Source organism: Micromonospora sp. NPDC049679, assembly GCF_040659735.1.
GTDB lineage: Bacteria > Actinomycetota > Actinomycetes > Mycobacteriales > Micromonosporaceae > Micromonospora_I.
This window is the reverse complement of record NZ_JBFANZ010000012.1, coordinates 40,351-56,361: the sequence shown is the minus strand read 5'-3', so window position 1 is coordinate 56,361 and position 16,011 is coordinate 40,351. Positions and strand designations below refer to the sequence as shown.

The following is a 16,011-nucleotide window of genomic DNA, read 5'->3' as shown; positions in this document are numbered from 1 at the left end:
GTCCGGGCACTCGACCAGAAATCCGATCGCGACCAGGACGCTTCTTCCACGGTCCGCCCCCTCCGTCCGGCCGGCGTTACCGGACCGGCTCGGCCGCGCGCCGAGCGGTGAGCAGGACCATCCCGGTGTAGCCCCAGGCGGGCAACGTGGGGTCCGCGTCGATCCGCGCCAGGACCAGATCGTCGACGAGCGGTTCGAACACGGACCGGATGGCCGGCTCGTCGACCGGGTAGCCCGGCCATTGGGGTCCGGCACCGACCCGGTAGCGCCCCATGTTCTCCATGAACGCGGCGACGAGATGACCGCCCGGGCGCACGGAGCGCACGTACGCCCCGCACAACGCCCGGAACTCGTCGGCGTCCTCGGTGACGCTCTCGGCCACGAAATGCATCGAGGCCAGCCCGTAGCCGCCGGCCGGCACGTTCAGCGCGTCACCGCGGGAAACGGTCACCCGGGACAGCGCGGCGGCGCTGGTCGACGGTAACGCGGGCAGTTGACGACGGCAGTGCGCGTAGAAGGGCTCCCAGGAGGGATCGGGCGCGTACGTGAGTTGCGCGCGCAGATAGGCCCGGTTCGCCGCGCTCGGCTCCACCGCGTGAACGCGCCGGCACACCGCCGTGGCCAACATCAGTGGATAGAGGTTGGGGCCGGCGCCCAACTCCAGCCCGACGTCGATGCTGCCGGGAGCCAGATCGCGGTAGAAGCCGGCGTGATGGTCGATGACGGCGACGTCGGCCGGGTGCAGCTCGCGGTAGTTCTCCGCCAGGTAGTCCCGCACCGGCCAGGCGTCCCAGTCCGCGTCGTGGTTCCGGCGCGTCGCGGCGGTCGTCGCCGCGCTGGCGGCGGGCTGGGCGGGTGCGTTGTCGGCCATCAGGCGCGCGACCGGGAGGCCCGGCGGACGTGGCGCCGCGGGGGACCGGCCGCTGCCTCCCCTCGTGATCAGATTCCGGAACATACAGGATGCCGGTCCCGGTGCGGTTGCAAAAGCTACCGGGCGCGCCGCGCCGCGGAAAAGTGTCGGAGCCGGATGTGAGGCTGTCGATGTCCGGACAATGTCCGCAAAGGAGCGTCACGACGGGCAGGCCCCGAGATGATCCGCGTGATCAGGCAACAGCTCGTACGTGTCGTCGGCGCGTCACGTTCCCGTTCCCTGATCACGCGGATCCTGTCCCTTCGCCCCGGCGCTCCGCCGCCGTTCCCGGGGCGGGCCGGCGCGCGGCGGTCTGTGGCGGTCAGTGGCCGCGCGCGATCCACTCGTCGAGGTGCGGGGCCTCCGCGCCGATCGTGGTGCTGTCGCCGTGGCCGGTGTGCACCCTGGTCTCCGGCGGCAGGGTGAACAGCCGGGTGCGGATCGACTCGATGATGGTGCCGAAGTCGCTGTAGGACCGGCCGGTCGCGCCGGGGCCGCCCGCGAAGAGCGTGTCACCGGTGAAGACGACACCGAGTTCGGGCGCGTACACGCAGCAGGCGCCCGGGCTGTGTCCCGGGGTGTGCAGGATCTGTAGCGTCGTCCCGGCGACCTCCACGCTCTCCCCGTCGCGCACGATGCCCTGCGGCGCGACGTCGGGGTGCACCAGATCCCAGAGCACCCGGTCGTCGGGGTGCAGCAGCACCCGGCTCTTCGTCTCCGCGGCCAGCGCCGGCGCCGCGCGGACGTGATCGTCATGCGCGTGCGTCGCGAGGACCGCGACGACCCGGCGTCCGTTCACCACCCGCAGGATCGCCTCCACATTGTGCGGAGCGTCGATCACCACGCATTCGTCGTCGTCGCCGACCACCCACACGTTGTTGTCGACGTCGAAGGTCTGGCCGTCGAGGGAGAACGTGCCCGACGTGACCGCGTGGTCGATCCGGGCCGCCATCAGAAGATCACCACCGAGCGCAGCACGTCTCCATGGTGCATCTTGCCGAACGCCTCCTCGACCTGATCCAACGCGATTTCCTCGGTGATGAAGGCGTCCAGGTCCAGCCGGCCCTGCAGGTAGAGCTCGGTCAGCATCGGGAAGTCGCGGCTCGGCAGGCAGTCGCCGTACCAGCTGGACTTCAGCGCGCCGCCCCGGCCGAACACGTCGAGCAGCGGCATTTTGATCTCCATGTCCGGCGTCGGCACCCCGACCAGCACCACGGTGCCGGCCAGATCGCGGGCGTAGAACGCCTGCTTCCAGGTCTCCGGCCGCCCGACCGCGTCGATCACCACGTCGGCGCCGAACCCGCCGGTCAGCTCCCGGATCGCCTCGACGGCGTCGGTCTCCCGTGCGTTGACGGTGTGGGTGGCGCCGAAGCCCTTCGCCCACTCCAGCTTCCGGGGATCCGTGTCGACCGCGATGATCGTCGTCGCCCCGGCGAGCGCCGCGCCGGCCACCGCACCGTCACCGACTCCGCCGCAGCCGATCACCGCGACCGAGTCGCCGCGGGTCACCTGCCCGGTGTTCATTGCCGCGCCGAGGCCGGCCATCACCCCGCAGCCCAGCAGCCCCACCGCGGCCGGCCGCGCCGCCGGGTCGACCTTCGTGCACTGCCCGGCGTGCACCAGCGTCTTCTCCGCGAACGCGCCGACGCCGAGCGCGGGCGACAGAACGGTCCCGTCGGTCAGCGTCATCTTCTGCGCCGCGTTGTGGGTGTTGAAGCAGTACCAGGGGCGGCCGCGGCGGCAGGCGCGGCACTGGCCGCAGACGGCCCGCCAGTTGAGCACGACGAAATCACCGGGCGCGACGTCGGTGACGCCCGCGCCGACCTGCTCGACGATGCCGGCGGCCTCATGTCCGAGCAGGAACGGGTACTCATCGCTGATGCCGCCCTCCCGGTAGTGCAGGTCGGTGTGGCACACACCGCACGCCTGCACCCGCACCACAGCCTCGCCCGGACCGGGGTCCGGCACAACGATGGTGGTGACCTCCACGGGCGCGCCCTTGGCCCTCGAGATGACTCCGCGGACTTGCTGGCTCACACTTCCCCCTCATCCTCGCTGTCGCTGAGTGCGGACAGGACCTCTCGCGGTTGACGCGGTGGAAGCTCGCTGTCCGCCTCAGTCCGACGTCAGGCTACGGCAGAAGATCCGGATCGGCCGGGAGAGCACGGACGGCACGCCCTCGGCATGTCCCGCCGCGAACTGAACGCGATGCTGACCGCGCGGGCCGCTTAGCCCCGCGCTGACGGTTCAGCCCCGCGGGGCGGCGGTCGCGTGCTCGGGCAGGGTGACCGTCTCGCCACGCATGATCGGCCGGATCCCCGGGAGCAGGCCCCGTTGCCGGGTCGCGTCGAGGAACTGCCCCAGGGGCGACCGGAACACCCGGTAGTCGTCGTAATGGATCGGGAGCGTGAGTCGGGGCCGGATCAGGTCGACGAGGTCGGCGCCCTGCCGGCCGTCCATGGTGAGGAGAACTCCCATGATCCGGGTCCCGCCGAGGTGGATCAGCATCGCGTCGATCTCCGGGAAACGCTGCGGGATCTCGGCGAGCACCGGCCGGTTCAGGGTGTCTCCGGTGACATACAACCGGAGTCGTCGCGAGCCGTTCTCCTCGAAGTCGATCATGCTGCCCATCACGTCGGGGAGCAGGTAGTCGATGAGTCCGGGTCCGTGCCGTCCGGGGAGCGCCGTGACCCGCAGGGTGTACCCCTCGCGCGTCATCTCGTGACTGTGCCACGTCGGCAGGTCGACGGCGGCGCGGAACCCCCACCGACGCAGCCGCCGCTCCGCGTGCGGGGTGGTGAGGATCGGCAGCGAGCGGACCAGACCCTCGCGCGCTACCCGGTCGAAGTGGTCGCCGTGCAGGTGTGACAGGACGACCCCGTCGAGCGGGGGCAGTTGGGTGATGGTCATCGCGGGTTCCGTGCGCCGCCGGCTCCACAGCCCGTAACCGAGATAGGCGCGTTGACCGGAGTGCAGGAAGTTGGGATCGGTCAACAGGGTGAAGGGGCCGATCCGCAGCACGGTCGTCGCCGTCCCGACGAACGTCACCGTGCCCGTCGGCGTCGGGGTATCGCTCACGGCTCACCTCCCGCGTGGGGTCGCGGTCGGGTACCCGCCCGCGCGCCGCGCACACGTGACCGGCCGCGGTCAGTGGCGCGGCAACAGCGGGCCGAGCGGGCCGAGATCGAGGTTGAGGTCCTCGGCGGAGAGCCCGAAATGCTCGCGGAGCTCCACCATCTGCTCCTCCAGCGCCATCAGCGTCGCGCCGACCCGCTCGACCTGCTCGTCGGTGAGGTCGCCCTGATCGACCCGACGCAGCGCCTGCCGCTCCATCAACTGCCGCAGCAGTTCGATGATCGTGAGCACGAGGCTGGCCAGCCCGCGCTCGACCCCGTCCCGGTCGACCTCGACGCGCGGCCCCAGACGCCGCACCGGGAGCTCCTGCGGGCCTACCACGGCGCCTCCTCCTGGCTGGGCGGATGCGCCATGTCGGCCCGGACGGACGAGATCAGGGCGCGCAGCGAGATGTAGACCAGGTCGACGTCGGCGATCGACAGCAGCAGCTCACCGGAGATCACCACGCCGGTCGCCAGAACCCGGTCGAGCAGATCCACCAGCGCGATCGGCTGGTAGGTGCCCGGAGTCGAAATCTCGGTCACGGCCATGCCTTCCCGGCGCCGGCGGCATCGCCACCGGCGACCTCGTCCTCGACCACCGCGAAGGAGTACGGCGGCCACGGGCCGGTCAACTCCAGCCGCAGGCCCGGATGCGCGTCGCCGAGCTGCCGCACCAGCGTCGCGAACTCCTCGGCCCGCGCGGCATCCACCAGGTAGGCGCCGTTGAGCACGTTCCACCCGGCCGCTCCGGTGAGCCGCTCGTCCTGCGGTTTGTGCCGCCGGCCCGCCTCGGCGTGCCGTTCGAGCGCGGTGTGCACCTCGTCCGCGCCGTTGACGGCCGCCCGCTGTGCCGCCTCGCTCGCCGACAACTGCGCCCGCCGCCGCTGCAGGTAGGCCATCCCGGGACTCGCGCCGCCACCGGCGGGGACGGGCCGCGCCGCGGCGGCGCCCGTCCCCGCCGCGGCATACGCCTTGACGCCCCACTCGGTCCGCCCGGCGACGCGGTCCAGCGCGGCCGTGAACGCCGTACGGCGCTGTGCCAGCACGGAGGCGACGCGGGTGTCGTCGTGGTAGACCGTCGCCAGCCGGGTCGGCGCGACCGGACCGAACCGGCCGACGGCCTGTGCGACGTCGTGGTGCGCCCGCGCCACCGTCTCCAGCCACGGCAGGTTCTCCAGATTGCGCCGCAGCGGCTCCTCGCCGAACTCGTCGAGGTCGACCGTGCCGACCACGCCGATCAGCCCGCCGGCCTCCACGGCGCGCAGCGGCGCCCCGCCCACCCCGGTGAGCCCGACGATCTGACGTGGGTCGAGGTCGCGGGCGACCAGGTGCAGCCAGACACCGTGGTTCCCCGTCATCGCTGCTCCTCCCGATTCTGCACGGCTTCGCGCTCCGTGCCGTTCCCGTCGTTCTCCCGGCTCTCCCGCGGCAGGGCGGCGCGCGGCCGCGCCGTGAGGAACGGGTCGTACTCCCACCAGTCGATGCCCATCTCGCGGGCGGTGTCGACGGAGGCCACCACCAGCCGCAGCTTGATCGTGAGGAGCTCGATGTCGAGCAGGCTGACCCGGATGTCCCCGGCGATCACGACGCCCCGGTCGAGAACCCGCTCGAGGATGTCGCCGAGGTTGGTCGAATCATTGGCGGGCATGCCGTATCCGGAGGCCTGCCCCCCGGTCGGGCGTCGCGCCGGCGCGTTCGTCACCTCATCTCACCCCTGTCGGTCTTGCCGCGTGGATAGCGCCCGGTGCGGCGGTACGCCACCAGAGCGCCGTCCACGTCGACCTCGACCTGATAGACGCCGAGAATGTCGGTCGACGACGGGATCCGCCGGTCCTCGACCACCTCGACCCCGATCAGCCAGCCGTCCTCGGCGCGTTCCAGCGATGTCACCCCGATCGGCGTCCGGCCGGAGAGCTCGGCGATGTGCCGCAGTCCCGCCTGTGCCGCCAGGCTGGCCGGCAGCGGCTGCCGGCCCCGCCGCCGCGGGGGCGGCTCGTCGTCGTACGTGTCGTCGTCCTTGTGTTCCTCGTTCTCCTCGTTCGGCTCGGCGCCGCTCCGGCGTTGCGGGCCGCGTTCCTCGCGGTCGCGCCTTCTCGCGGGCACGCGATCACCTCCGCTCTCTGGTCGTGGCCGCGCGCTCAGGCCATCAGTCGGTCGAGGATCTGCTGTTGGGCCTCGACCAGCTCGGCCTGCGAGATCTCGCCGGCGGCCGCCGCGGCGTCCAGCTCCTCGAGCTGGCGCTGCAGCGTCGCCGGGTCGTAGAGCTGTTGCTCCGCCTGATCGCGGATCAGCTTCACCAGCGAGGTCAGCCCGCGAACCGGTGCGAACGGCAGGGTCAGCAGCGTCACCAGCACGTGTCCTTCACCCCTGCGGCTGCGGTCGGGCCGCGAAGTCGTACGGCGCGAGCGGGCCGAGCATCTTGACGTTCACCCGCCCCGACCACTCATCGTCGGCGAGACGCTCCACGGCTTCCTCGAACTCGGCCCGCCGCTCGGTCTCCACCAGGAAGGCCGCGTGCGCCGCGTCCTGCTCGTGGGTCGGCGGGCGCAGCACGCTCGCCACCGACACGGCGGTGAGCGCGTCGACGAGTCGATCGGTGTCGGCCGCGCGCCGGGCTTCGACGCCCTCGTTGATCAGTTCGCCGAGCCGCATCCGCAGGTCCATCGAGCTGTTCTCCGGGGCGCCGCGGAGCTGCTGCCGCAGTTCCTCGGCCTCCGGGTTCTCCGCCAGCACCTCGGTCAGGACCGCCTGTTCGACGTAGCGTCCGCGCACGACGTACTCGACGCGCCCGTCCAGCTCGTTGAGGGCGGCCAGATAGTCGTCGTGCGCGGCGCTGAGCAGCTCAGTGACCGCGTCGCGGCTCTCCAGCACCGTCCCGAACCGGATCGGCAGCACCGGCGCCTCGACGGCCGTACCGTCCAGGAGTTGCTTGTACGCCACCAGGTCGTCCGGGCGGCCGAGCGGCCGGTCGAGCCCGATCTCGCTCACCAGCGCCGCGACCTCGCCGTGGGTGACGACCGTAACCGGCGCTGCCGGGTCGCCCAGGCCGCGCGCGTCCTCGGTCGGCTCCACATCGCTCGGCACCACCCCGTAGATGAAGTAGCCGACACCCGTCGCCTCCGCCATCTCAGTCCTCCTCCCGCCGCCGCCGGCGCGGCGCCCGTTCGCGACTTTCGCCGCCCACCAGTTCGCCGAGTACATCCCCGGCCTTCTCCATGAGGGCGCCCTTCGGGCCCTGCACGATTTCCGGCAGTCCCTTCCCCTGCGAGCTGGTCAGGTCCAGCCGGTTGGTCGCCTCCGCGAACCGCAGATAGGTGTCGACGCTGGCCACGACGACGCGGGCGTCGATCGTCAGCAGCTTGATCCCGACGATGCCGACGGAGACGTGGGCGTCGATCACGATGCCCTTGTCCAGGATGGTTCCGACGACCTCGGCCAGGTCCGACGATGAGCCGCCGCCCCTGGAGACCCCTCCGCCGCCCGAAGGCTGGATCGCACTGGTCACTGTCCGCTCCTCTCGCTCGACCGCATCCGCCGCGTCGCGGAGCGGCGTGGCCGCTCCCCGTCACGGTGGGGCGGCTCCTGGTCATCACGGTGCGGCCGCCGGGCCGCCGGGGCGCCGCGCCGGTCCGGGTCGCCGTCCGGTACGTCCCGGCGCTTCCGCGCCGGACCGCCGCTCGCCGGCTCCTCGCCCGCGCTTCCGTTCCGCTGTCCGCGTTCGTCGGCGGCGCTTCCGGTCTGCTCCCGTTTCTCGGCCGCGACCGCGGAGTCGTGGTCGCGGACGACCCGGCCGGCGCGAATCTCGCCGCGCCAGCCCTCCACCTGGTCGGGGTGGAGCACGGTGTGGGTCATGACGTGCCGGACGAAGTGCTTCAGTTCCAGCCGCACCCGACGGCCCTGAGCGCGCCAGATGTTGCCGGTCTTCTCGAACAGCCCCTGCGGGTGGTACTCGAGCACGAGAACGATGCGGGTCAGGTCGGGGGTGAGTTCGTGGAAGCTCACGGCTCCGTCGACGGAGCCCTTCTCGCCCGTGGAGCGCCAGACGATGCGCTCGTCCGGCACCTGCTCGGTGACGGTCGACTCCCAACTCCGGTGCGACCAGAAGATCTGTGCCTTCCAGGTGATCTTCCGGTCGGATTCCCGCTCGGCGTGTTCGACCTTCTTCATGAACCGCGGGAAGTCCCCGAACTGCGTCCACTGGTTGTAGACGACCCGTACCGGCGCCCCGACGTCGATGGTCTCGACGATGTTGGTCACCTTGATTTTGTTCTTCGGGCCGCCCTTACCGAGCGCCTGCTTGAGCTTCGCCTTGCCACCGGCGAGCCCGGCACCGACCGCGGCCCTGACGGGCGACTTCCCGTCGGCGAGCCGCCGCGCGCCGGTCGCGGCCGCGATCAGGCCCGGTCCGCCGCCCTGCTCGGCGTACGCCGTCAGCCGCTCCGTCGCCGAGCCGAGCCGGTCGCTCGCGGCGGACACCAGTCGCTCGCCCGCCGCGCCCGCCAGGTTCTGCAGCTCGTCAACGAGCCGGCCGGAGAGCTTCTCGCCGATGCCGCCGCGCTGCGTGGATTGCCTCGTCATGCCGCTCACTTCCCGCGCCGACGGACCACCGGCGGCCTGGCCGCTTCCCGGGAACGCGACGAGGTGCGCGACGCCGGCGGGGCCGGCTCGTCCTCGTCCTCGTCGTCGTCCGGGTCCTGGTCGTCGTCGTCATCCTCGTCGGCGTCTTCGTCCCGGTCGTCGTCGTCGTCGAACTCGTCCTCGTCGTCGTCGGGCTCCTCGGCCCGCCGCTCACCGGACGGACGCCGTGTGCGCGGCGCGTCCTGCTCCTCGTCGTCGTACGGCTCGTCGTCGAACTCGTCCTCGTCGGTCTCCGCGTCGGACCCGGGGCGCACCGTCGCGCGGGACCGCGGTTCGGGTGGGGTCGTCCGGGCTGCGCGAAGGGTCCCGGCCCGATCCTGCAGTTGGTCGCTGATCGCGTCGATCCGGCTGCTCACGGCGGTCATCGCCGCCGCCTTGCCGGCCGCCACGAGGGGGCGGCCCAGGCCGGCGAGTTTTCCCAACTCGGGCGAGGAGATCAGCGACCCCGCGCCGCGCAGCAGATCCCCTGAGTTGCCGCTGAGCCGCCCGGCCGCCGCGGCGGCCCCCAATGTCAGCGCTAATTGCAGCTTCCGACGGCGTCCCAGGAGGTAACCGATTCCGACCGCCGCAGCGACCCGCGCTACGCGCTTCACCATCTTTTCTCCTTCGACTCCCCATTTCCGGCACGCGAATCTGCTCACCCGATCGGGGTGATAGAAATGCCGGCTGGGTCTTTTCTCGGGCCTGCTTCCGCAAAGCCGCTCTGATGTGACCCACCTGCCGTACCCTGCGGCGTTGCCCCGAAAACCAGTAATTGCCAGGCGTGGCATCGGGCACACCAGCCTCACTCGTTCGGATCGCCGAAATGGTCATGGCGGCCTAATCGGCTCACTCGTGCTGTCGCCGGCCAGGGATGCTGGGACTTCGTAGCGAGGTGATTTCCGGAAAGGCCGTGACGAAAAGAATGCCATGTCCTCGTGCGTCAGGAAATGCGTGATCGCATTAAATGAATGATCTTTCGGGCTCGGGCGCGGGCTCTCGCCGAGGGGCGATCGACGGGCCACCCTGAGGCAGGGTCAGGGTGCGGTCGGCGTCATACCGGGGCGGTCCCCGATACCGGGAAACGATCTTCGCCCGTAGCGTTCGTGCCATGGCGCAATGGGTCGGGCTGGTAGGGGAGTTACCGGGTGAACTCCTCGTGGGGATGCTCGGTCTGGTCATGATGCTCGACGCGATCCCGCTGATCGGCGTGCTGGTCCCCGGCGATGTCGCGGTGCTCGCCGCGACCGGTGTCGGCGCCCCGGGCAGCTCCGCACTGGCATTTCTCGCGGTGATCGCCGGATGTGTGGCCGGCTGGTCGCTGAGTTTCCTCGCCGGCCGGCACTTCGGTGACCGGCTGCGCCACAGCCGGGTCGGCGGATGGATCGGCGAGACGCGTTGGAGCGCGGCCGAGGGGGCCGTCGGCCGTGGCGGCGGGCGGATTGTCGTCGTCGCCCCGTTCCTGCCGGTGCTCAACGCGCTCGTGCCGTTGGCCGCGGGTGGCCTGCGGATGTCGTACCGCCGGTTCCTGGCCTGCGCGACGCTCGGCTCGGCGCTCTGGGCCGGGCTCTATGTGCTGCTGGGTACGGCCGCGCGGTCGCTCGGTGGGCTCCTGCCGGGCGGATCGCTCCCGATGGTGGTCACCGTGGCGATCGGACTCGTGGTCGGCTGGATCGTGCTGCTCGGGACCCGCCGACGGCTGCGCGTCACGGGGGGCGCTGCGATCGCGGACTGAGGACGGTCACCGCTCGACGGCGAGCCGTACGCCGAGCCCGATGAAGATGCCGCCGGTCGCCACCTCCAGCCGGCGGTGCGCGGCGCGACGTCGGCGCAGCCAGCTCCCGATCCGTCCGGCGAGCACGCCGACCGCGCCGTCGACCAGGAACTCCAACGTGATCAGGATGGTGCCGAGGAGCGCGAACTGCGCCCAGACGTGCCCCAGCCGCGGATTGATGAACTGGGGGAGGAAGGCGATGGTGAAGGTGACCATCTTCGGGTTGAGCAGGTTCGTCAGCAGTCCGTTGAGATAGGCGCGGCGGTCCGGGACCCCGGCCGGCGCGGTGTCCACCTCGACCAGGCCCCGCCCGCGATGGCGGATCGCCTGCACGCCGAGATAGATCAGATACGCGGCGCCGACGGTCCTTACGACCGCGAACGCGGCCGGCGTCGCGGCGAAGAGGGCGGCGAGCCCGGCGGCGGCGACGGCCACGTGGATCGCTTCGCTCGTCGCGACCCCGGCCGTGGCGAGCAGGCCGGCGCGGGGTCCGCCCCGTATCCCGCAGCCGAGGACGAAGAGCATGTCCGGCCCGGGGGTGATCATGGCGATGGTGGTCGTCACGACGAACGCCGCGACGAGATGCTGATCGATCGGCATCAGAGAAGGCTCGCACACCGCTCAGGTGCGCGGCGTCCATTGACGAGATGGTGGGACCCGGCGCGCCCGGCTTGCCGCTAGGGCCGGCTCAGCGGGGCGACAGGGCGGCAATGACCCGCTCGCGGAGGTCGTCCTCCTCGACGGCGCCGGCGCGCAGGATGACGCAGAGCGTGGCCGGGTCGCCCCGGGCGACATCGCCGAGCAGCTCGAGCAACGTGGTCAGCTGCGCGGGAGGTTCGTCGCGGAGCAGGTGTTCCGCGTTGTCCACGACGATCGTCAGTCCGCCGTCCTGCACCCGGTCGGTCAGCACGTCGGCGAGGGCGTCCCAGTTGTGCCCGAAATAGTCGGGGAAGCTCAGCGTCCCGGCCCATTCGGCGAAGAGGCCGGGCCGGGTCCGGGATGCCCGGCCGCCGACCACGGTGGCGTGCGCGGGCGGAGCGCTGGTCGACATCCGCAGCCACGATGGCAGGTGTTGTCCGGCCGGCGTCGGCGTCACGGCGTCTGGCATGTGATGCCTTCCGTTGGGCCGGGCGGGTGTCAACCACCGGCCCGGCGCCCCGGTCAGATCCGGTAGAAGTCGGTGTAGTGGTTGGGGGAGAACCACGTCGCGCCGCTGCTCCGGTTGATCACGATCCGGTAGGCGTCCCGTGCGGCGCCCTGCGCGCGAGGGTAGACGTCGTATTCGTAGTAGGTGGCGCCCGTGGGGAGCTGTCCCTCGCGGTTCTGGAACTGGCCGCCGGCGAAGTTGGACAGGCCACCGCTCCACGAGTACCAGCCGCGTGAGGTCGGGAAGCCCTTGCCCGACCAGCCGGCGCGGGCGTTGCGGGCATCCGCGCACCGCGACATCGTGCACGAGCCGTAGACGGCGGCGGACGCGGAACTGGTGTGTGCCGGAGCGACTACCGACGGCCCGATCAGCGCGGCGACGACCAGCGCGGTCAGCGCGGCGAGTGTCCGGACGAGCCGGTGGGAACGGAAACGGGCCGGTTGCGGGCCGGTAGCGACGACGGTCAAGGCGACCTCCGATGGGGGTGGACGGAGATGGGCACAAACCCGCATCCCGCGCGGGTAGCCCCTCCAGTGTCGACAGCGAAAGACCCGGATGGAAGACGCGAACGCCGAATTAATCGACAATCCACCCAGACGCCGCCGGCTGTCCGACCCGGACCCCCGGTCGCACCCGCCCCGGCCGGAGACGGCCACCGCCACACAGACGATGGCCGTCTCCACTCCCTTGCGGGGGCGAAATCAGAGGGGCCGGACGTTCTCCGCCTGGGGACCCTTCTGGCCCTGGGTCACCTCGAACTCGACCTTCTGGCCCTCGTTGAGTTCGCGGTAGCCGCTGGACGCGATCGCGGAGTAGTGAACGAAGACGTCGGGCCCTCCGCCGTCCTGTTCGATGAAGCCGAAGCCCTTTTCCGAGTTGAACCACTTGACGGTGCCGGTTGCCATGCAAATCTCCTTAACGGGCGTGGGCGCCGAGGTCCTGGGTCGCAGGTTCTGCGACCCGTTGATTGGCCCACACGGGTACGACAGTAGCGGTCCGCCCCGTGGTTCGGCGCGGGGAGGTCCGACTCTCTGCCGAAGAAATGCCGGCGAGGGTGAGATTTGTCCGTCATGCTGGACCTGTGACGCGTCGGACGGGGCACCCGCTGGCCGACCTTCAGCGACAGATTTCGGGGCCTGATTCCGCTGGTCTGGACCGTATTCGCCTGGTCCAGGTCCCCTTCGTACCCGAGATTCGCCTGCACCTGGCGGAGGACGCCATCGTCTGGTGGGCGCGAATGGAGGCGGAGGCCGGCGACACGCTCCCGCCGCCGTTCTGGGCCTCCGCCTGGGCCGGCGGTCAGGCCGTCGCACGGTATGTGCTCGATCACCCGGAGGCCGCCGCCGGACGGCGGGTGCTCGACCTCGGCGCCGGATCGGGTCTCGTGGCGATCGCGGCCTGCAAGGCGGGTGCCGCCGCGGTCACCGCCAACGACATCGACCCGTACGCGCTCGCCGCGATCACCCTGAACGCGGAGGCCAACGACGTCACGCTCACTCTCCAGACCGACGACCTGCTCGACGGGGACGGCGGTGACGCCGACCTGGTCCTCGCCGGAGACGTGTTCTACAGCCGGCCGATCGCCGAGCGGATGCTGGTGTTCCTGGAGCGCGTCGTCGCGCGCGGCGCCCGCGTGCTCGTGGGTGACCCTGGCCGCCTCCACCTGCCGGAGGGGCGGCTGGAGGTGGTGGAGACCTACCCGGGGCCGCCGGTGGACGCCTTCGCCGACCTGGAGGTCACCCAGACGAACGTGCTGCAGCCACGGTGTTGAACCCGGCGGGTCAGGTCCAGAGGTAGTGGCCGACGAGCAGACCGACCACGAACCACGCCAGCCCGCCCAGAATGCCGAAAACAACGGGCTTGTTCATCGCCATGCGGCGACCATACCGGCAGGTCATGACCGTCATGCGCCGATCGACCCGGCGCCTCGCGCGGGCGGCCCGGTGCCGGCCGCACAGGTGTCGGATCCGGCGGCGGGGGAAGGTTGGCGGCATGCTGCGCTACTACTTCGACGTGGTCTGCCCCTACAGCTACCTCCTCATGCCGGAGGTGGAAGCAGGCGAGGACGCCGGCACCCCCGTGGAGTGGGTCCCCTTCGAACTGCGCCCGGCGCCCGACCCGCTGCCGGACCCGCGCGGCACGTACATCCGCGACCACTGGCGTGACCACGTCTACCCGCTGGCGCTCGCGTACGAGATCGAGATCCACGTGCCGGTCCACCAGCCGCGCTCGACGCTCGTCCTCGCTGCCGGCCTGTGGGCGCACCAGCAGGGCGCGGGACGCGCATGGCGTACCGCCGCGCAGCGCAGCTTCTTCGTGGAGGGACGCGACGTCAGCGACGAGCGCGCGCTGCGGCGCATGGCACGGGAGTGCGGGCTGGACGCGTCGGCGGCGGTGGCAGCCGCCTGGGACCCGGCACTGCACACGCGGTTGCGGGCGCTGCGCGCCGAAGCCGCCGCCATCGGGGTGCACGGCGTGCCGACCCTCGCCGTCGACGGTCAGCCGGTCTTCTTCGGGGCCCCGCCGCCCGGCCGGGTCGCCGCCGCGCTCGCCGGCTGGGACGGCAGCGCCACACAGCTGATCGGGCGGTTCCCGACCGGATGAGGCCGCCGGTCAGGGATACGGCGCGCGAAAACGCCGCCGGTGCGGTCGGACCTCGGGTCCGTCCAGCACCGGCGGCGTTCGACCGCGTACGGCTCGGGTCGCGCGGTCAGACGCGGAAGTGACCGACGACCTGCTGCAGATCGCTGCTCATCCGGGCCAACTCCTCCGCCGCGTTCTGCGATTCGGTGACGCCCTGGGTCGTCGCGGACGCCGCCGTGGCCACACCGGCGATGGTGGACGCGATGTCCGTGCTGCCGGTGGCCGCCTCCGACACGCTGCGGGTGATCTCCCCGGTCGTGGCGGACTGCTCCTCCACCGCTGAGGCGATGGTGAGCTGGTAATCGTTGATCCGCCCGATGATGGCGCTGATCTTCCCGATCGCCTCCACCGCGCCCGCGGTGTCACCCTGGATCGTCTGGACCCGGTGCGCGATGTCCTCGGTCGCCCGCGCCGTCTCCTGAGCCAGATCCTTGACCTCGCTGGCCACGACGGCGAAGCCCTTGCCGGCCTCGCCGGCCCGGGCCGCCTCGATCGTCGCGTTGAGCGCGAGCAGGTTGGTCTGCTCGGCGATCGAGGTGATCACCTTGACCACGTCGGCGATCTGGGACGACGACTCGCCCAGCTTGCTCATCGTGCCGGTCGTCGTGGCGGCGACCTCCACGGCCTGCCCGGCGACCGTGACCGCCTCGTTGGCGTTGTGCGCGATCTCGCTGATCGAGGCCCCCATCTGCTCCGAGCCCGCGGCAACGGTCTGCACGTTGCGTGAGACCTGGTCGGCGGTCTCCGCCACCACACTCGCCTGCGCCGACAGTTCGTGCGCCGAGGCGGCCATGGAGCCGCCGACCGTGGTGAGGTGCTGAGAGGAGGCGGAGAGGGCACCGGACGTCTGCACGATGCTCGCCACCGCGTCGCGTAGCGACACTCGCATCCGCTCCAGCGCCGCCGCCATCTCGCCGACCTCGTCGCGGCTGCGCACCTCGACGGCCTCGGTCAGGTCGCCGTCCGCCATCTTTCCGAGCAGGTCCCGTACCCGGCGTACGGGGAAGACGATCAGGCGGGAGGTCCACAGGGCGAGCGCGCCACCGAGGGTGAGTCCGAGCGCCGCCGCGGCGATGGTCATGACCAGGACGTTCCGCGCGACATCGTCCGCGTCCCTGTTCGCCTGCGCGGAGCGCCTGGCCACCGAGTCGACGAGTGTCTTCGTGGTCTTGCCGAGCGCGCCGAAGAGGTCGTTCGAGTCTCCGTTCAGGATCTTCACGGCCTCGGCGGCGCTGGTCGGGGCGCCCTGCTGCAGGGTGGCGACGATCTTCGCGTCGGTGGCGAAGACGGCCTCCCACTGTTTGCGTAGGTCGTTCATGGTCGCCCGCTCATCCGCGGTCATCCACTGCTCGTTCACTCCGTTGAGCACGACCTTCAGGTCATCAACGGCCTTGAGGTAGCCCTTGCGGTTGGCGTTGGCCGGGTCGACCGACTCGCGGGGGCTCTTCGCGTAGCCGTCCAGGATGTACCAGGCCTGCCACGCGATGATGTCGAGGTTGTACCACTCGAGCAACTGCATCTGGTGCGACACGGTGTTCAGGTGCGAGACCTCGGTGCGGGCAGTTCCCTGCCGCGAGGAGCCCCAGATGCCGACGCCGGTCACGGCCATGACGCTGAAGGCCAGCGCGGCAACGGTCGCGGCGAACTTTGTGCCGACCCGGGTATCCGCGTAGCGCTGGCGGAGTGAGCGGCGCCCACCTCGCCGGTCGCCCGTACTGGTCGTCGTCATGATGCTCCTGTCTACGCCGGTGCGAATGGTCCTGCTCCGGGCGGACGCGCGGACCCGTGACACGGCTCGGTGCAG

The 16,011-nt window shown here is 71.2% G+C and carries 20 protein-coding genes and 2 pseudogenes; 3 read left to right on the top strand and 19 right to left on the bottom strand.

Annotated elements, in window-relative coordinates; genetic code table 11:
• Window positions 1-76: 76 nt before the first annotated feature.
• The 14 genes and pseudogenes from AB0J06_RS10525 to AB0J06_RS10460 all read right to left on the bottom strand — a co-directional run bounded on the left by AB0J06_RS10525 (window position 77) and on the right by AB0J06_RS10460 (window position 9,260).
• A complete protein-coding gene (locus AB0J06_RS10525) occupies window positions 77-871 on the bottom strand; it encodes a hypothetical protein (protein ID WP_357426893.1) in 795 nt (264 codons plus the stop codon).
• 361 nt (window positions 872-1,232) lie between these two features.
• Window positions 1,233-1,862 carry an MBL fold metallo-hydrolase gene (locus AB0J06_RS10520; protein WP_357426891.1) on the bottom strand — a complete coding sequence of 210 codons (630 nt, stop codon included), beginning with the start codon at window positions 1,860-1,862 and terminating at the stop codon, window positions 1,233-1,235.
• Window positions 1,862-2,947 carry an S-(hydroxymethyl)mycothiol dehydrogenase gene (locus AB0J06_RS10515; RefSeq protein ID WP_357426889.1) on the bottom strand — a complete coding sequence of 362 codons (1,086 nt, stop codon included), beginning with the start codon at window positions 2,945-2,947 and terminating at the stop codon, window positions 1,862-1,864. Before AB0J06_RS10515 ends, AB0J06_RS10520 begins: the two co-directional genes overlap by 1 nt.
• Window positions 2,948-3,157: 210 nt before the next feature.
• Window positions 3,158-3,988 (bottom strand): MBL fold metallo-hydrolase, encoded by an 831-nt coding sequence (locus AB0J06_RS10510; protein WP_357426887.1) that lies wholly within the window; start codon window positions 3,986-3,988, stop codon window positions 3,158-3,160.
• Window positions 3,989-4,057: 69 nt separating this feature from the next.
• Window positions 4,058-4,366 (bottom strand): gas vesicle protein K, encoded by a 309-nt coding sequence (locus AB0J06_RS10505; protein ID WP_357426885.1) that lies wholly within the window; start codon window positions 4,364-4,366, stop codon window positions 4,058-4,060.
• The gene (locus AB0J06_RS10500) at window positions 4,360-4,569 is read right to left on the bottom strand and encodes a gas vesicle protein (protein WP_357426883.1); all 210 of its coding nucleotides are present in this window, start codon (window positions 4,567-4,569) and stop codon (window positions 4,360-4,362) included. Before AB0J06_RS10500 ends, AB0J06_RS10505 begins: the two co-directional genes overlap by 7 nt.
• The gene (locus AB0J06_RS10495; RefSeq protein WP_357426881.1) at window positions 4,566-5,384 is read right to left on the bottom strand and encodes a GvpL/GvpF family gas vesicle protein; all 819 of its coding nucleotides are present in this window, start codon (window positions 5,382-5,384) and stop codon (window positions 4,566-4,568) included. The genes AB0J06_RS10500 and AB0J06_RS10495 overlap by 4 nt, the downstream gene beginning before the upstream one ends.
• Before the next feature lie 140 nt (window positions 5,385-5,524).
• Window positions 5,525-5,674: pseudogene (gene gvpJ, locus AB0J06_RS10490) on the bottom strand (gas vesicle protein GvpJ); the annotation flags it as partial.
• Window positions 5,675-5,724: 50 nt separating this feature from the next.
• Window positions 5,725-6,129, bottom strand: a complete 405-nt coding sequence (gvpO, locus tag AB0J06_RS10485; RefSeq protein ID WP_357426879.1) for a gas vesicle protein GvpO — start codon at window positions 6,127-6,129, stop codon at window positions 5,725-5,727.
• Between the two features lie 35 nt (window positions 6,130-6,164).
• On the bottom strand, window positions 6,165-6,374 hold the full coding sequence (locus AB0J06_RS10480; protein WP_357426877.1) for a gas vesicle protein GvpG: 210 nt from the start codon (window positions 6,372-6,374) through the stop codon (window positions 6,165-6,167).
• A gap of 13 nt (window positions 6,375-6,387) precedes the next feature.
• Window positions 6,388-7,152: a GvpL/GvpF family gas vesicle protein gene (locus AB0J06_RS10475; RefSeq protein WP_357426876.1), complete on the bottom strand. Its 765-nt coding sequence runs from the start codon at window positions 7,150-7,152 to the stop codon at window positions 6,388-6,390.
• Window positions 7,153-7,291: 139 nt separating this feature from the next.
• Window positions 7,292-7,519 (bottom strand): annotated as a pseudogene (gene gvpJ / locus AB0J06_RS10470) (gas vesicle protein GvpJ); the annotation flags it as partial.
• A gap of 8 nt (window positions 7,520-7,527) precedes the next feature.
• Window positions 7,528-8,604, bottom strand: coding sequence for an SRPBCC family protein (locus tag AB0J06_RS10465; protein ID WP_357426874.1), 1,077 nt, complete (start codon window positions 8,602-8,604; stop codon window positions 7,528-7,530).
• Window positions 8,605-8,609: 5 nt separating this feature from the next.
• On the bottom strand, window positions 8,610-9,260 hold the full coding sequence (locus AB0J06_RS10460; protein WP_357426872.1) for a hypothetical protein: 651 nt from the start codon (window positions 9,258-9,260) through the stop codon (window positions 8,610-8,612).
• Window positions 9,261-9,754: 494 nt separating this feature from the next.
• Between AB0J06_RS10460 and AB0J06_RS10455 the strand changes: the two genes are divergently transcribed.
• Window positions 9,755-10,378: a VTT domain-containing protein gene (locus tag AB0J06_RS10455; RefSeq protein ID WP_357426870.1), complete on the top strand. Its 624-nt coding sequence runs from the start codon at window positions 9,755-9,757 to the stop codon at window positions 10,376-10,378.
• Between the two features lie 6 nt (window positions 10,379-10,384).
• On the opposite strand, the gene AB0J06_RS10450 is transcribed toward AB0J06_RS10455, so the two are convergent.
• From AB0J06_RS10450 to AB0J06_RS10435, 4 genes are all read right to left on the bottom strand, one after another.
• Window positions 10,385-11,017 carry a LysE family translocator gene (locus AB0J06_RS10450; protein WP_357426868.1) on the bottom strand — a complete coding sequence of 211 codons (633 nt, stop codon included), beginning with the start codon at window positions 11,015-11,017 and terminating at the stop codon, window positions 10,385-10,387.
• An 88-nt stretch (window positions 11,018-11,105) separates the two neighbouring features.
• A complete protein-coding gene (locus tag AB0J06_RS10445; protein ID WP_357426866.1) occupies window positions 11,106-11,525 on the bottom strand; it encodes a barstar family protein in 420 nt (139 codons plus the stop codon).
• A gap of 53 nt (window positions 11,526-11,578) precedes the next feature.
• Window positions 11,579-12,031 (bottom strand): ribonuclease domain-containing protein, encoded by a 453-nt coding sequence (locus tag AB0J06_RS10440; protein ID WP_357426864.1) that lies wholly within the window; start codon window positions 12,029-12,031, stop codon window positions 11,579-11,581.
• A 234-nt stretch (window positions 12,032-12,265) separates the two neighbouring features.
• Window positions 12,266-12,469, bottom strand: coding sequence for a cold-shock protein (locus AB0J06_RS10435; RefSeq protein ID WP_357426862.1), 204 nt, complete (start codon window positions 12,467-12,469; stop codon window positions 12,266-12,268).
• Between the two features lie 176 nt (window positions 12,470-12,645).
• Here AB0J06_RS10435 and AB0J06_RS10430 point away from each other — a divergent pair, with 176 nt between their 5' ends.
• Window positions 12,646-13,335, top strand: a complete 690-nt coding sequence (locus tag AB0J06_RS10430; RefSeq protein WP_357426860.1) for a 50S ribosomal protein L11 methyltransferase — start codon at window positions 12,646-12,648, stop codon at window positions 13,333-13,335.
• 221 nt (window positions 13,336-13,556) lie between these two features.
• Complete coding sequence (locus AB0J06_RS10425; protein WP_357426858.1) at window positions 13,557-14,168, top strand: DsbA family protein; 612 nt, start codon at window positions 13,557-13,559, stop codon at window positions 14,166-14,168.
• Between the two features lie 106 nt (window positions 14,169-14,274).
• Here AB0J06_RS10425 and AB0J06_RS10420 read toward each other — a convergent pair whose 3' ends face one another.
• Window positions 14,275-15,936: a methyl-accepting chemotaxis protein gene (locus AB0J06_RS10420; RefSeq protein WP_357426856.1), complete on the bottom strand. Its 1,662-nt coding sequence runs from the start codon at window positions 15,934-15,936 to the stop codon at window positions 14,275-14,277.
• Window positions 15,937-16,011: the final 75 nt, after the last annotated feature.